The sequence below is a fragment of the Paraburkholderia sp. Cpub6 genome (assembly GCF_014201065.1).
Lineage (GTDB): Bacteria > Pseudomonadota > Gammaproteobacteria > Burkholderiales > Burkholderiaceae > Paraburkholderia > Paraburkholderia tuberum.
In genome coordinates, this window is record NZ_JACHDM010000022.1 from 20296 (window position 1) to 35455 (window position 15160).

Sequence of the window (15160 nt, forward strand, 5' to 3'; positions counted from 1 at the left end):
ATTTTTCGGCCCGCCCCGGAGGAACGAATGAAAACTCGAATTGCCGTTGTTTTCGCCATCGCGGGTTTGGCTGCCGCTAGCGTTCAGGCGCAAGACGTCGTGATCAAGCCGCAGCAAACGATCCAGTTCAAGGCCAATGCCTATGGCTGCGTATCGAAGGACAAGCTCGATGCCGCCGATCACCACGCGCAAGCCGGTGAACAGCAGCAGATGCAGGAATTCTTCTCCGGATATCAATGCGTGTCGACTCCGACCGACTCGAGTTTCCGCGTGGTGCGGGTGGTCGGCCACGACGTCGAGTTCGTGAATTCAGCCAATAGCGATACCGAGGGGCTCTGGGCGAACGACCGATTCATCAGGCAATAAGTACAACACCGGTATTCCGGCAAAAGCCGGAATACGGTCGCATGCGTATCCGCTGCGGCTTTAAAAGTCGCAGGCGTGAACGCGTGAGCTAAAGAGACGGCTTGGGCATTCCGATGCCAAGCCGTTTTTTATTGCTTTTGATACTTGCCAGGCTTCACCTGCAATAAAAAAGCCGATGCGGGTTTTATCGACCCGCATCGGCAGTACGCCTTCTCGCAAAGCGCAGGAAACCGGCCACGAGCAACGGCGCGTCAGTGCACGCGCTTGCTGCGGCGGAACTGGTCGAACAGAACCGCGAGCAGCAGGATGCCGCCGCGAATCAGATACTGATAGAACGTCGGTACGTTCAGGAGACTCATGGCGTCCTGCACCGAGCCCATGATCAGCACGCCGACCAGCACGCCGGAGATCGTCGCAACACCGCCCGTCAGCGACACACCTCCGAGCACGCACGCGGAAATCACGCCGAGCTCGAGCCCGACCGACGTCTTCGGATCGCCGAGGCTCATGCGCGACGCGAGCATCACGCCCGCGAAGCCGGTCACGAGGCCTTGCAGCACGAACACGGTGATCTTGATCCGCGTGACGGGCAGCCCCGCGAGCACAGCCGCTTCGCTATTGCCGCCGACGGCCAGCACGTTCTTGCCGAACACGGTCTTTTTCAGCAGGAAGCCGAACAGAACGAAGCCGACGATGTTGCTCCAGATCGGATAAGAAATGCCGAGGAACGAGCCGCCGCCGAGGTCGAAGAAGCGCTCCTCGGAGATCATCACCGCGTCGCCGTTCGACGTGATGTACGCGAGGCCGCGCACGACCTCCATCATCGCGAGCGTGACGATCAGCGAGTTGATCTTGTAGCGCGCGACCAGCGTGCCGTTGACGAGCCCGACCGCGCCGCCCGCGAGCACGCCGGCCGTGATGCCGACTAACACGCTGTGCGTCGCGGTGATCAGCACGGAAGCCACCACGCCCGAAAACGCGACGATCGACGCCACCGACAGGTCCACCTCGCCGAGCGCGAGCACGAACATCATCGTGACGGAGATCGAGCCGATCAGCGTGACCGACAGCAGCAGGCCCTGGATATTGCGCGTGCTCAGAAAGTCTGGGACCGTGAACGACAGCACCGCGAACAGGACGATGAACACCATCACGATGCCGGATTTGTTGATCAGGTCCCAGGTGCGCGCGGCGCGCGCGGTCAAGCCCACGGAGGCGACGGCGGGGGTCGAGGAATCGGTGGAAGGTGTATTCATGATGTCTGTTCCATTCAATGCCGTTTTCGTTGCGGTATTCGGTAAGGGGTCTGGTGGCGCGATCCGTTGGGCGATCAGCGCGGCAATGCCAGCTTGATCAGCGCATCCGGCGTGGCCTGCGCCTTCGGCAGATCGCCGACGATGCGGCCTTCCTTCATCACGATCACGCGATCGGTCACGCCGATCACCTCGGCGAGATCGCTCGACACGACGATGACCGTGCGGCCCGCCTCGGCGAGCCCATACAGCAGCCCATAGATCTCGCTGCGCGCCCCGACGTCGATGCCGCGCGTCGGCTCGTCCATCAGGAACACGTCGATCTCTTCGGCAAGCCAGCGCGACAGGATCACCTTCTGCTGATTGCCGCCGGACAGCGTGCCGATCGGCGTGTCGCCGTTGCGCGTCTTGATCGCGAGCTTGCCGATGAACTCACGCGTGGTCTGCGCTTCCTTGCGGCCGTTGAGCACGTTGAAGCGGCTGAAGTGGCGGCGGCAGCTGATGTTCAGGTTGTCCGACACCGACGCGATCGACACGATGCCTTCCTGCTTGCGATCCTCGGGACACAGCGCGACACCGGCGCGCACCGCGTCGCGCGGCGTGGCGAACTGCACGCGCTTGCCCTTCAGCGCGACCTCGCCGGCGCTCGGCTTGACCGCGCCGTAGATCAGCTTCATCAGCTCGGAGCGGCCCGCGCCGACGAGCCCGAAGAAGCCGACGATCTCGCCCTTGCGCGCCGAAAACGATGCCGGTTCGCGCAGGCCCGGTCCCATCAGGCCGTCGACCTGAAGCTGCACGTCGCCGTGCTCGCGCGCACGATAGCCGTACACATCGGTGATCGAGCGCCCCACCATGCAGCTGATCAGCCGATCGCGATCGAGTCCCGCGCCGGCCTCGAAAGTGTCGATGCGGCGGCCGTCGCGAAACACCGTGACGCGATCGCACAGTTCGTAGACTTCATCCATCCGGTGCGTCACGTAGATGATCGCGCGGCCTTCGGCCTTCAGCGCGCGGATGATGCGGAACAGTTGCGTGGTTTCGCGCGACGACAGCGAGCTGGTCGGTTCGTCGAACGCGATCACGCGCGCGTCGCGCATCAGCGCCTTGCCGATTTCGATCATCTGCCGCTGACCGATCGACAGATGCTTGACCTGCTGCGACGGATCGAGCTTTTCGCCGAGCCGTTCGAGTTCGCGCATCGCACGCGCGACCAAAGCCTTTTCGTCCAGTACGCCGAAGCGATTCGGCAGGGCGCCGAGCATCAGATTCTCGGCGACCGTCAGCTCCGGCACCAGATGCAGTTCCTGATAGATGATCGCGATGCCCGCGGCGATCGCCGCCTTGGTCGTCGCGAACTGCTGCTCGACGCCGTCGAGCGACAACGTGCCCGAGACAGGATGATTGACGCCGGACAGCACCTTCAGCAGCGTCGATTTGCCGGCGCCGTTTTCGCCCATCAGGCCGTGCACCTCGCCGCGGCGCACTTCTAGCGAGACCTGGTCGAGCGCGAGCACGCCCGGAAAGCGCACGGTGATGCCGTCGAGCCGGAGATAGGGGGCGTCGGATGCGGGCGTCGATGCAGGCGAGGGCGCGAGCGCCGCCTCGCTGGCATGAGACCCGGTGAATAAGGACGTCATCGAAAAACCTCGAACGGATGAACCTGAGCGGGCCGCGCTCGCGCTAAACGCGAGGCACGAGGCGGCCCGCCGTCTGCTGCGAGAACCTCGCTTAAATACCCAGTTCCTTGCGCACGTCCAGCCAGTTGCCGCGCACCATCAGCTTGCCGGTGGTTTGCGTGTCGGCGGGCGGCTGCTTGTCGTCCTTGATCCACTCGATAAGGTTCTCGGTGCTTTCCTTGCCGTGGTTCGTCGAGCTGACCGCGATCGTGCCGTAGAAGCCCGTCGGTTCCTTCTTCTGGAACTCGGCGAACGCCTCGCCCGCGCCGTTGATGCCGACGCCGATCACGTCCGCGGCCGGAATATGCAGCTGTTCGGTCGCGCGCACGCCGCCGAGCACGCTTTCCTCGTTGAGCGCGAAGATCACCCACTTCTTGATGTTCGGATGCTGCGCGAGCACCGGCGACACCGCGTTGAAGCCGCCTTCGTCGTCGGTGGTTTTCTGCGGCGCGTCGAAGACGTTTTCCTTCTTGAAGCCGCCGGCGAGCAGCGACTGCGTCGCGCCGTCGGTGCGCAGCTTCGCGGTCGGCAGCTCATAGTCCGTGATACGCAGCGCGCCGACTTCCTCAGGCTTCCAGCCGCGGCGCTTCATTTCGTCGGTGATCGCCTGGCCCACCTGGTTGCCGATCTTGAAGGCCGACATGCCGAGGTGCGGCACGTTCGCCAGCGGCTTGCCGGTCGAATCGACCAACTGGTCGTCGACGGTCACGAACTTCATGTTGTAGCGCTTCGCGCGCGCCTGAATCGCCGGTCCGAGACGCACGTCGGGCGCGCAGATCACGAAGCCCTTCGCGCCTTGCGCGCCGAGGTTGTCGATCGCCGCCAGCACCTTTTCGCCATCGGGCGTGCCGATGTTGACGACCGAGAAGCCGTCCTTCTTGCCGAGCGCGGTCGCGGCTTTCTGTTCGTTGATGAACCACGCCTGTTCGGGCATCTTCACGAGGAAGCCGACTTTGAGCGGCTCATCCGCGTGGGCGGACAGTTGTGCGGCGAACGGGGCGGCGAGGGCGGCGGCGGCCATCGCGGTCAGGGTCAAACGGCGAAGCTTGCTGGTCATCTACTGTCTCCTGAGGGTGAAAAGCTGCATTGATGTCGTGTAGTTGCAGCGGGTAACGCGGGCGGCGTCAGCCGTCGCGCGAATCGGGGCGGATCTGCGCGCGGCACGCCGGGCGGTTCGCGCAAGTCGCGGTGAAAACGGTGGCGCGGCTCATTGCTTCTAGCTCGCCAGGTACGCCGTTTTCACGGCGGTCCAGAACGCGGCATCGCTCGCGCCATAGGCCGACGCCTTGCGCCCGCCGCCGGGTCCATGATGCTCGACGGTCGTGGTCGGCAGATTGATCGTGACGAGACCGCTCTGCACGTGGCGGCGAAAATGCCGCGCGCGTTCGAGCGAGCGCGTGCAGATGCCGGCGCACAGTCCGTAGGCGGTGTCGTTCGCGAGATGTAGCGCGTGTTCGTAATCGTCCGCGCGCAGCACGACCGCGAGCGGCCCGAAAATCTCTTCACGCGCGATGCGATGCTCCGACTCGCCGATAAACAGCGCCGGCTCGAAAAAATAGCCGCGCGTCGCGCGCTCCAGTCGCCGCCCGCCGCGCAGCAACTGCGCGCCTTCCTGCTCACCGACGCGCACGTACTCGAGATTGCGTTCGAGCTGCGCGGCGTTCGCCACCGGGCCGATATCGGTGCCGTGCTTCAACGCGTGATCGACGGTGAGTTTCGCGAGCTTTGCCTGCAACGCGTCGACGAACGGCGCGAACACCGCGCGTTCGACGATCAGCCGCGCGGCAGCCGTGCTGCGCTGGCCGGTCGCGCTGAAGGCACCGGTGAGCGCCGCGTCGACCGCGCCGTCGAGATCGGCGTCGGCCAGCACGACGAACGGATTCTTGCCACCCATCTCGAGCTGCACGCGCGCCTGGCGCGTCGCGGCGGCCTGCAGCACGCGCGTGCCGGTGTCGGACGAACCTGAGAAGCTGATCGCCGCGACGAGCGGATGTGCGACGATGCGCGCACCGACCTTGCGTCCGCTGCCCATCACGAGGTTGAACACGCCGGCCGGCAAGCCCGCGCGACTGACGATCGACGCGAGCGCCGCCGCGCAGGCCGGCGCCGATTCGGCCGGCTTGTAGACGACGCAGTTGCCGTGCGCGAGCGCGGCGCCGATCTTCGCCGCGGCGATCGCGAGCGGCGCGCTCCAAGGCGCGATGATGCCGACCACCCCGAGCGGCTCGCGCGTCATGTCGATTTCGACGCCGGCACGCGCCGACGCGAGCGGCTCGACGAACGCGCGCAGCGCCTCGGCCGCGAACAGCTTGAACAGTTGCCCTGCGCGCGTCGCTTCGGCGAGCGCCTCGGGCAGCACCTTGCCGACTTCACGCGCGAGCAGCCGGGCCAGCTCCTCGCGGCGCGCGAGCATTTCGCTGCCGATCGCGTCGAGCGCGTCGGCGCGGCGCTGTGCGGAGGCGAGCGACCAGTCGCGAAACGCCGCGTGCGCAGCCTCGATCGCGCTGTCGGTCTGCCGCACGTCGGCGCGCACGTATTCGCCGACCGGCTCGTCGAGATCCGACGGATTGAGCGACACGCCCGTGGTCGCGCCGGTCTCCCATCCGCCATTGATGTAATGGCGAAACGGGCTGGCAACGAGGGGGACGAGCGGATCGCGGTTCATCGGCGAAAAAAGGCGCACCGTAAGTTCACAAAGTCCACGAATGGTATGAGCCGGCCCAATAACTTTCCAATCCCTTTTTAGGCTTCTCCGATATCAGTTTCGGTATGGCATCATGGAGCTTCAGAGGAAGAACGTACAAACATCGCTCGTAAAAACCCAGGAGACCCTGCGATGACGCGTAGCTATTCGAACTGGTTCGTGCGCGCGCGGCTGAAGACGCGCCAGTTGCTGCTGCTTGCCGCGATGGAGGAGGAGGGCAACGTGCGCCGCGCGGCCGACGTGCTCGGCATGACGCAGCCGGCCGCGTCGCGCCTGTTGAAAGAGCTCGAGGACATGCTCGGCGTGAGTCTGTTCGACCGCACGCCGCACGGTATGCACGCGACGCTGTACGGCGAGGTGATGATCCGCCACGCGCGCATGGTGCTGTCGAACCTGAGCCAGGCGCACGACGAAATCTCGGCGCTGCGCTCGGGGCTCGCGGGTCAGGTGCGTATCGGCGTGATCGCCGCGGCCGCCGCGACGATGGTGCCGCGCGCGATCGCGAGCGTGAAGGAGCGTTATCCGCAGCTGCAGATCTGGGCCGAGGTCGAGACCTCCGACGTGATGCTGCCGCGGCTCGCCGAAGGCGATCTCGACATCATGATCGGCCGCGTGCTCGAAAGGCAGAACCAGTTCAAGACCGACGTGCGCTACGAACCGCTCGCCGACGAACCGCTGTGCGTGGTCGCGCGTCCCGGCCATCCGCTCGAAAATGAAACGGGATTGACGCTGCGCGGTATCGTCAACGCGAGCTGGGTGCTGCATCCGCCGGGCAGCGTGCTGCGCCATCGCTTCGATCTGATGTTTTCGCAGATCGGCCTGAATCCGCCGCAGAACGTCGTCAATACCAACAACTTCCTCGCGATTTCGAGCCTGCTGCTGCAAAGCGACATGTTGGCGGTATTGCCCGATGAAGTGGCGCGCCAGTACCAACAGTACGGGGTATTGAAGCGCGTCCCGATCGATTTGCCTTGCAGGATGGATACATTCGGTATCATCACGCGCCAGTCGCATCTGTTGTCGCCGGCGGCCGCCGTCGTGCTCGACGCGCTGCGAGATGCGGCTCGCGACGTATACGGCACGGCCACGGAACCCGCGGTGGCCCGGTAAATGCTTCCTTCTGTGTCATAGGCACCGGCTGACGGCGCGGGAGGAACATCCGATGTACAGCAAACACAAGAAACGGCAACGCGCCGTCGACGATTCATTTTCGCTGCGCTCCGGTGGAGCGAGCGCCTGGTTTAGCAACGGCATGGCTCTCAAATCGACGATATACAAGGCGGAACTGCAGATCGCTGACATGGACCGGCACTATTACGCCGACCATTCGCTGACGATCGCCCGTCACCCCTCCGAAACCGACGAACGGATGATGGTCCGCGTCGCCGCGTTCGCGCTGTTCGCGCAGGAACGGCTGGAGTTCTGCAAAGGTTTGTCGGATGTCGACGAACCGGATCTGTGGGCGAAGGATCTGACCGGCGCGATCGACACGTGGATCGAGGTCGGCCAGCCCGATGAGCGCCGCATCGCCAAGGCGAGCGGGCGGGCGAATCACGTGGTCGTGATCGCGTATGGCGGGCGTACTTCGGAAATCTGGTGGCAGGGCGTGCGCAACAAGGTCGAGCGCCTGCGCAACGTGACGGTCTGGACGCTCGGCGAAGACGTCGCGGCATCGCTCGGCTCCCTTGCCGAACGCACGATGCGGCTGCAATGCACGGTGCAGGACGGCGAAGCATGGCTCGGCAGCGCCGAAGCCGATGCGGTGAAGATCGACTGGACCGTACTGAAGGCGCCCGCCGATGCGTGACGGCTCAGGTCTGAACCAGTTTTTGCGCCGCTTCGTTCTCGCATTCAGAGCGACGTGACCCGCGCCGCTTCCGGCGCCCCCTTCAGCTCGACCATATTGCCCTCCGGGTCGAACAGATACAGCGACGGCCCGAATCCGTCCGCGCCATAACGCACTCCCTGTTCGCCGAGCCGCGCGCCATGCGCGCTCAGATGCGCCTTCAGCGCGTCGGCGTCGAACGATTCGACGCGCAGACACAGGTGGTCCATGTTGCGCCCCGTGCCCGCCGCGCCGTTTTCCGCGCGATCGAGCTTCGCGCCGACCTGCAGCAGATCGATCAGCGATCGGCCCGCGCGCAGTTGCGTGAGGCCGAGTTCGCGCTGCTCCTTTTCAACGCTGCAACCGAGTACGTCGCAGTAAAAGCGCGCGAGGGTTTCGACGTGCGTCGCCCGGATCACGACGTGGTCGATCTCGCGAATGTGGATTTTCATGTCGAACGCCCTTTCGCTAGTTCGGAGAACCGATTAGGAAGTGTAGGAGAAAGGAAAGGGCGGGGTGGATCGGCGGGAAGTCGTGGGCGAACCGGACCAAATGCGGACCAGGCGCGGACAAAACGCAGGCAAAAAAAAGCCCGCTCAAGTGGAGCGGGCTGAATCCATATCAGGAGGAGACATGGAGGAGACAAGCACTAATATACACATCGGCTTGGTGCGACGCAATAACTTTTTAAGGGAAAACCCGATATCGTGCGAAATTGCCGCACTTTGAGGCAAAACGTCCGGCCGCCGGGCATTCCAAGGCGCTTCGGATTGCGATTTGCCGGGTTTGACCCCACTACGGGTACGGACAAGCGCGTCCGAATGACAGAGCAAGATCCGGCGCGTACTGTGTAGCGTTCGGGCCTAGATTGATGAGCATCGACACTGCCTGCCCATCCGGGCTCCCAGGACATCATGAACGCCACCACTCGCCATTCCGCCCCCATGCGCGCCGCCGCCGACGTCGACACCACCCAGTGGCGCACCGACGACGAACGCTGGGACGCCGTCACCCAGCGCGACCGCGATGCCGACGGCGCATTCTTCTACGCGGTCAGGACGACCGGCGTGTTCTGCCGGCCGTCGTGCGCGTCGCGCCAGCCGCGCCGCGAAAACGTCGCTTTCTTCACCGATGCCGCCGCCGCGCGCGCCGCGGGCTTTCGCGATTGCAAGCGCTGCCAGCCCGGTGGTCTGCCGCGCGAGCTCGACATCGTCGCCAGGGCGTGCGCCGCGCTCGACGCCGATCCGCAGCAGCGCCTCACGCTCGCGCAACTGAGCGATGCCGTGCACGTGAGCCCGTTCCATTTGCAGCGCCTGTTCAAGCGCGTGGTCGGCGTCTCGCCGCGTCAGTACCAGGCCGCGCAGCGCGGCGCCGCGTTGCGCGATGCGCTGCAGGGCGGCGCCGACGTCACGCGCGCGACGCTCGACGCCGGTTTCGGCTCGCCGTCGCGAATGTACGACAGCGCGCCGGCCGAGCTCGGCATGGCGCCGTCCGCGTATCGCCGCAAGGGCGCGGGCCTGACGGTGCGCTATGCGAGCGCGCCGACCTCGCTCGGCTTCGTGCTGGTCGCCGCGACCGACAAGGGCATCTGCAAGATCGGTTTCGGCGACGACACCGCGCTGCTGATCGACGAATTGCGCGGCGAGTTCGCGAATGCCGAGCTGCGCGAAGACGCCGGCCGGCTTGCGCCGTTCATCGCACAGATCGACGCGTATCTGCGCGGCACGCGCCAGGACTTCGAGTTGCCGCTCGATATCGCGTCGACCGCATTCAAGCAGCGCGTGTGGGATGCGCTGCGGCGAATCCCGTACGGCGAGACACGCAGCTATTCGCAGATCGCCGAGGCGGTCGGCTCGCCGCGGGCGGTGCGCGCCGTCGCGAGCGCATGCGCGACCAACCCGGTCGCGCTCGCGATTCCTTGCCATCGCGTCGTGCAGAAGGGCGGGGCGCTCGCCGGCTATCGCTGGGGGCTGCCGCGCAAGGCCGCGTTGCTCGACAATGAGGCGCAGCACGCAGGCGGTGTTTCAGCCAGCGACGCGCCCCGCCGCGACGCAAGCCGCACAGATGCCGACTCCCACAACTCCCAACTGGATCACGCCGCTTGAGCACGCTTAACGAGGTTGCAACTCTCGAATTGCCGTTCAAGGCACCGTTCGACTGGCCGCGGCTGCTGCGCTTTTTCAGCGGCCGCGCGACGCCTGGCGTCGAAGCCGTCGAGGACGGCGCGTATCGTCGCGCGATCGACTGGAACGGCGACGGCGGCACACTCAGCGTGCGGCTGCATCCGCGCAAGCGCTGCATCGTCGCGAGTATCGAAGGGCCGGCGAGCCGCCACGCCGACGCACTCGCCGCGCCAATCGCAAGAATGTTCGATCTGCGCGCCGATCCAAAGAAGATCGCCGCCGGACTCGCGGCGGACCCGTGGCTCGCGCCGCTCGTCGCCGCGGTGCCCGGCCTGCGCGTGCCGGGCGCGTGGTCCGGCTTCGAACTGGTGGTGCGCGCGATCGTCGGTCAGCAGGTCAGCGTGAAGGCCGCGACGACCATCATCGGACGGCTCGTGCAGCGAGCGGGCGAACGCATCGACGGGCATCCGCACGAAAACACCGCGTGGCGTTTTCCGACGCCGGCCGCGCTCGCCGAAGTCGATCTCGCGCAGATCGGCATGCCGGGCAAACGCGTCGCTGCGTTGCAGGGCTTCGCGCGTGCGGTCGCGAGCGGCGACGTGCCGCTCGACAGCGGCGACACCGTCGACGCCGCGAGCCTGCGCGCCGCATTGCTCGCGCTCGCGGGCATCGGCCCATGGACCGTCGAATACGTCGCGATGCGTGCATGGCGCGATCCCGATGCATGGCCCGAGGCGGATCTCGTGCTGATGCAATCGATCTGCGCGCGCGATCCTTCGCTCGTACGGCCCGCGCAGCAGCGCAGCCGCACCGACGCGTGGCGGCCGTATCGCGCGTATGCCGCGATGCATCTGTGGAACGAGGTGGCGGATCGGGCGGGCGCTGCGCGCGGGGGATGAGCTGAGCGTCGTCGCGACGTGCCGATGGCGATGATGTAGTTCAGCGCGACCTCGACGTGCCCGCTGAAACTCCGCCGAAGCGGCCGCAAGCAGCGGTTCTGGCGAGATGTTAAAGTGCCCGCTACTGAAAATTCCGCCGAACGTTGTCAGCCGCTATACCGTCTGTGAATCGTCTGGCGATACACGGCGACCGGCAACGCCCAACTTGCATCAATGCCAAACACCACACCTTCCTGCACGACCGACGCGCTTTCGCACCGCCTGTCCGTGCTCGACTCGAGCCCGCAGCGCGATGTGCTGATACGCGGCCTGCGCGGCATCGAAAGGGAAAGCCTGCGCGTGACGCGCAACGGCCAGCTCGCGATGACGCCGCATCCGCGCGGGCTCGGCTCGGCGCTCACGCACCCGTCGCTGACGACCGACTACTCCGAGGCGCTGCTCGAGCTGATCACGCCGGCTGAGCAGGACGCCGCCGAAACCCTCGCGCAACTCGACGTGCTGCATCGTTTCGTCTATGCGGAGCTCGGCGACGAGATCCTGTGGAACAACTCGATGCCGGGACTGTTGCCCGCCACCGACGATGGCATTCCGATCGCGCACTACGGCACCTCGAACATCGGCAAGCTGAAGTACGTGTACCGCGTCGGCCTCGCGCTGCGCTATGGCCGCACGATGCAGTGCATCGCGGGCATCCACTATAACTATTCGCTGAGCGAAGACGTGTGGCGCCTGCTGCACGCCGATCAGCAATCCACCGCGAACGCCGTCGACTTCCAGTCCGACCGCTACCTCGCGCTGATCCGCAATTTCCGCCGCACGAACTGGCTGCTGATGTATCTGTTCGGCGCGTCGCCGGCGCTCGATCGGCGCTTTCTCCGCGATCGCAAACACACGCTCGACACGTTCGACGCCGACACGCTGTACCGCCCGTACGCGACCAGCCTGCGCATGAGCGATCTCGGCTATTCGAACACGGCCGCGCAAGCCGCGCTGCACGTTGACTACGACACGCTGCCCGGCTATCTCGACGCGCTCGCGAAAGCCGTGAGCCAGCCGTATCCCGCCTACGAGCAGATCGGCACGCAACGCGACGGCGAGTGGGTGCAGATCAACACCAACGTGCTGCAGATCGAAAACGAGTTCTATTCGACGATTCGTCCGAAGCGCGTCACGTATCCGGGTGAGCGGCCGTTGCATGCGCTCGCCGCGCGCGGCGTGCAATACGTCGAAGTGCGTTGCATGGACATCGATCCGTTCGAGCCGGCCGGCATTTCGCTCGAAACGTCGCGCTTTCTCGACGCGTACCTGCTCGTGTGCGCGCTCGACGACAGCGCGCCCCTGCCTCCGCCCGCGTACACCGAAGCGAACCAGAACTTCGGCCGCGTGACGATGGAAGGCCGCAAGCCAGGCCTCGAACTGGTTCGCGACGGCAAGCCGGTCGCGATGATCGACTGGGCCGACGAACTGCTCGTGAAAATCGACGCCGCGGCGGCCGTGCTCGACAGCCTGAAGGGCGGCGACGAACACGCGCGCGCGGTCGCCGCGCAACGCGCGAAGCTCGCGGACGTGTCGCTGACGCCATCGGCGCGCGTGCTGCAAACGATGCGCGACCAGCAGCAAAGCTTCCTCGCGTTCGGCCTCGCGCAAAGCGAAGCGCACGCCGCGTACTTCCGTGCGCGTCCGCTCGATGCCGCGCAGTCCAAGGCGTTTGCCGACCTCGCGGTGCGATCGCTCGACGAACAGGCGAAGCTCGAACGCGACGAGGTTGGTTCGTTCGATGCATTCGTCGCTGCGTATCGGGCCTATACGCTCAATCGCTTCAGCGTCTGAGCGTTCGGACCACAGCATCCCGGAAGTGCTTCAAGCGGCCCACGTGGCCGCTTTTTCTTTGCCCCGAGTAACGCGCAGGTAACCTCTACGGATTGCGCTCTTCAGGCGTCCGTGGAATCGGCAAATACTCCGCGCGATGCCGCGATTCTCTGGTCTGGGTGAAACACCGCTTCGATGGGGTGGTCCAAAATCTTATGACATGCTCCACAGGGGAGGTATCGACGTGAGGAACAAAGCTCTGTTGGCCGCGCTGTGTCTCGTGGCGGCGACGGCATGCTCGACCCAGGGTCAGGTCGATCCCGATGTCATGCAGATCGCGACCAGGCCGTTGACGTGTTCGAACAAGGCCGAATGCGACCTCTGGTGGCAACGGGCGCAAACGTGGGTCGCGAGTCATTCGAAGTACAAGATCGAGACCGCTAACGACTCGCTGATCCAGACCGCCGGCCCGGACGGCGGCAAGCGCGCGCTCGCTTTTCAGATCACGCGCGCCGCAGGTCCCGATGGCACCACCACGATCGGCTTTTCGGCGCATTGCGACAGCTCGCTCGGCTGCAAGCCGAATCCGTGGGAAGCCGGTGCGGATTTCAAGCAGTATGTGAGAGGCACCACGGGCACAGCCGCCAGCGCGCCGCAAGGCAGCGCGACGCCATCGCAGAACGCGCCCGATGCGACGCATCCGGAGACGATGCCCCGTAACACGACCAGGCTGCCGAATGGCGAGGTGATGTCGCAATAGATCGAGCGGTGGCCGCAGCGGCGATGCGTTCGCCGCTGCCGCGCGTTTGCTTCAGTGTCCCAATGAAGGCCCGGTGCCTTTGCGCGGCTTCGTGATCCACACGAGCACCGCCAGCACGATAAACGCCGCGCCCGAGATGCGGAAGAAGTCGTTGGTGGCCATCATGTACGCCTGACTCGTCACCACCTGGTTCAGCTGCGCGATCAGACTGTCGCCGGAGAGCCCGGCGCCCGCCAGCGCATTCGTATAGGCGTTGGTGTTCGCCGAATACGTGTTGACCGTATCTGCAAGCATCGCGTGGTGATAGATCGTGTCGTTTTCCCAGAACGTCGTGCTGATCGCGGTGCCGATCGCGCCCGACAACGTGCGGAAAAAGTTCGACAAACCCGACGCGCTTGCAAGACGCTCGTCGGACACGCTCGACAGCGTGATCGTCGTCATCGGCACGAAGAAGCAGGCGACGCCGATCCCCTGCACGAGCCGCGGCAGGATCACGTGGCCGAACGGCACGTCGAGCGTGAACGTCGAGTTCCAGAACGATACGATCGCGAACACGATGAACGCGAAGCTCGCGACCATGCGCAGATTGAGCCGATGCATGTTCTTGCCGATCATCGGCGACAGAAACAGCGCGAGCAATCCGACCGGTGCCGTGGCGAGACCCGCGAGGCCGGCCGTATAGCCCATCACCGTTTGCAGCCATAGCGGGAAGATCACCACCGAGCCGAAGAACGCCATGAAGCCGAACGAGACGATCACGACGCCGAGCGCGAAGTTGCGATCCTTGAACAGCGACAGGTCGACGATCGGCTCCTTCTCGGTCAACTCCCACACGAGCAGGAACGCGATCGACACGAGCGCGATCACGGCGAGCGCCACGATGAACGTCGAGTTGAACCAGTCGCGGTCCTTGCCGAGGTCGAGCATCATCTGCAGACACGACACGCCAGTCACGAGCAGCACGAGGCCCACCGCGTCGATGCGCTGGCGCGTCGTCTGCGTCTCGCGGCCACGCAGCAGCAGATACGCGCAGAACGCCGAGAACAGGCCGATCGGCACGTTGATGTAGAAGATCCACGGCCACGTGAAGTTATCGGTGATGTAGCCGCCCATCACCGGGCCGAAGATCGGCGCGCAGATCACGGTCATCGCCCATAAGCCGAGCGCGAGTCCACGTTTGGCGGGCGGGTAGGAGCGCATCAGGATCGTCTGCGACAGCGGCACCATCGGCCCGGACACGAGCCCTTGCACGAGCCGGAAGGCGATCAGCGATTCGAAGTTGTGCGCGAAACCGCAGGCCGCCGACGCGATCGTGAACAGCAGCACGGACAGCGTGAAAAGTCGTACCTCGCCGACGCGTCGCGCGAGCCAGCCGGTCAGCGGCACGGCGATCGCCGAGGCGACCGAGTACGACGAGATCACCCAGGTGCCCTGGCTTGCGGCGACGCCGAGGCTGCCGGAAATGGTCGGCACCGCGACGTTCGCGATCGAGGTGTCGAGCACCTCCATGAAGGTGCCGAGCGCAAGGCCGACGGTCAGCAGCGCGAGCGTGCCGCCCTGGAGCGGGGCGAGTTCTGCTGCGGGCAGCGTGGCGTTGGAAGCCGTGGCATCCATAGGTCTGTTCTCCTCAGGCGGCGAAAGCTTGTCGCGGCAGCCTTATCGCGTGTTTCAGATACCATGCTTGCATGCCGCATCACCCTCTGCCCAGACAGATATCTGATGACAATGACGCCTTGGAAAAGCGC

General features: G+C 65.2%; 13 protein-coding genes. 7 read left to right on the top strand and 6 right to left on the bottom strand.

Annotated elements, in window-relative coordinates; all coding sequences use genetic code 11:
* Positions 1-27: 27 nt before the first annotated feature.
* Positions 28-366 (top strand): surface attachment protein Sap1, encoded by a 339-nt coding sequence (gene sap1 / locus HDG33_RS27930; protein ID WP_184036778.1) that lies wholly within the window; start codon positions 28-30, stop codon positions 364-366.
* Positions 367-617: 251 nt separating this feature from the next.
* Here the strand turns inward: sap1 and araH are convergent, their stop codons facing one another.
* The 4 genes from araH to HDG33_RS27950 all read right to left on the bottom strand — a co-directional run bounded on the left by araH (position 618) and on the right by HDG33_RS27950 (position 5960).
* A complete protein-coding gene (gene araH, locus HDG33_RS27935; protein WP_090802302.1) occupies positions 618-1622 on the bottom strand; it encodes an L-arabinose ABC transporter permease AraH in 1005 nt (334 codons plus the stop codon).
* 74 nt (positions 1623-1696) lie between these two features.
* Positions 1697-3256, bottom strand: coding sequence for an L-arabinose ABC transporter ATP-binding protein AraG (gene araG / locus HDG33_RS27940; protein ID WP_184036781.1), 1560 nt, complete (start codon positions 3254-3256; stop codon positions 1697-1699).
* Between the two features lie 91 nt (positions 3257-3347).
* Complete coding sequence (locus HDG33_RS27945; RefSeq protein WP_184036784.1) at positions 3348-4352, bottom strand: arabinose ABC transporter substrate-binding protein; 1005 nt, start codon at positions 4350-4352, stop codon at positions 3348-3350.
* 159 nt (positions 4353-4511) lie between these two features.
* The gene (locus tag HDG33_RS27950) at positions 4512-5960 is read right to left on the bottom strand and encodes an aldehyde dehydrogenase family protein (protein ID WP_184036787.1); all 1449 of its coding nucleotides are present in this window, start codon (positions 5958-5960) and stop codon (positions 4512-4514) included.
* 171 nt (positions 5961-6131) lie between these two features.
* Between HDG33_RS27950 and HDG33_RS27955 the strand changes: the two genes are divergently transcribed.
* A complete protein-coding gene (locus tag HDG33_RS27955; protein WP_184036791.1) occupies positions 6132-7109 on the top strand; it encodes a LysR family transcriptional regulator in 978 nt (325 codons plus the stop codon).
* A 142-nt stretch (positions 7110-7251) separates the two neighbouring features.
* Positions 7252-7806: a YaeQ family protein gene (locus tag HDG33_RS27960; protein ID WP_026228986.1), complete on the top strand. Its 555-nt coding sequence runs from the start codon at positions 7252-7254 to the stop codon at positions 7804-7806.
* A 44-nt stretch (positions 7807-7850) separates the two neighbouring features.
* On the opposite strand, the gene HDG33_RS27965 is transcribed toward HDG33_RS27960, so the two are convergent.
* Complete coding sequence (locus tag HDG33_RS27965; protein ID WP_018418913.1) at positions 7851-8276, bottom strand: VOC family protein; 426 nt, start codon at positions 8274-8276, stop codon at positions 7851-7853.
* Between the two features lie 492 nt (positions 8277-8768).
* Between HDG33_RS27965 and ada the strand changes: the two genes are divergently transcribed.
* The 4 genes from ada to HDG33_RS27985 all read left to right on the top strand — a co-directional run bounded on the left by ada (position 8769) and on the right by HDG33_RS27985 (position 13415).
* Positions 8769-9929 (top strand): bifunctional DNA-binding transcriptional regulator/O6-methylguanine-DNA methyltransferase Ada, encoded by a 1161-nt coding sequence (ada, locus tag HDG33_RS27970; RefSeq protein ID WP_184036957.1) that lies wholly within the window; start codon positions 8769-8771, stop codon positions 9927-9929.
* Complete coding sequence (locus HDG33_RS27975) at positions 9926-10846, top strand: DNA-3-methyladenine glycosylase (RefSeq protein WP_184036794.1); 921 nt, start codon at positions 9926-9928, stop codon at positions 10844-10846. Before ada ends, HDG33_RS27975 begins: the two co-directional genes overlap by 4 nt.
* 213 nt (positions 10847-11059) lie before the next feature.
* Positions 11060-12676: a glutamate--cysteine ligase gene (gshA, locus tag HDG33_RS27980; RefSeq protein ID WP_184036796.1), complete on the top strand. Its 1617-nt coding sequence runs from the start codon at positions 11060-11062 to the stop codon at positions 12674-12676.
* Positions 12677-12899: 223 nt separating this feature from the next.
* Positions 12900-13415 (top strand): hypothetical protein, encoded by a 516-nt coding sequence (locus HDG33_RS27985; protein WP_311540095.1) that lies wholly within the window; start codon positions 12900-12902, stop codon positions 13413-13415.
* A 51-nt stretch (positions 13416-13466) separates the two neighbouring features.
* Here the strand turns inward: HDG33_RS27985 and HDG33_RS27990 are convergent, their stop codons facing one another.
* The gene (locus HDG33_RS27990; protein WP_184036800.1) at positions 13467-15029 is read right to left on the bottom strand and encodes a DHA2 family efflux MFS transporter permease subunit; all 1563 of its coding nucleotides are present in this window, start codon (positions 15027-15029) and stop codon (positions 13467-13469) included.
* Positions 15030-15160 lie beyond the last annotated feature (131 nt).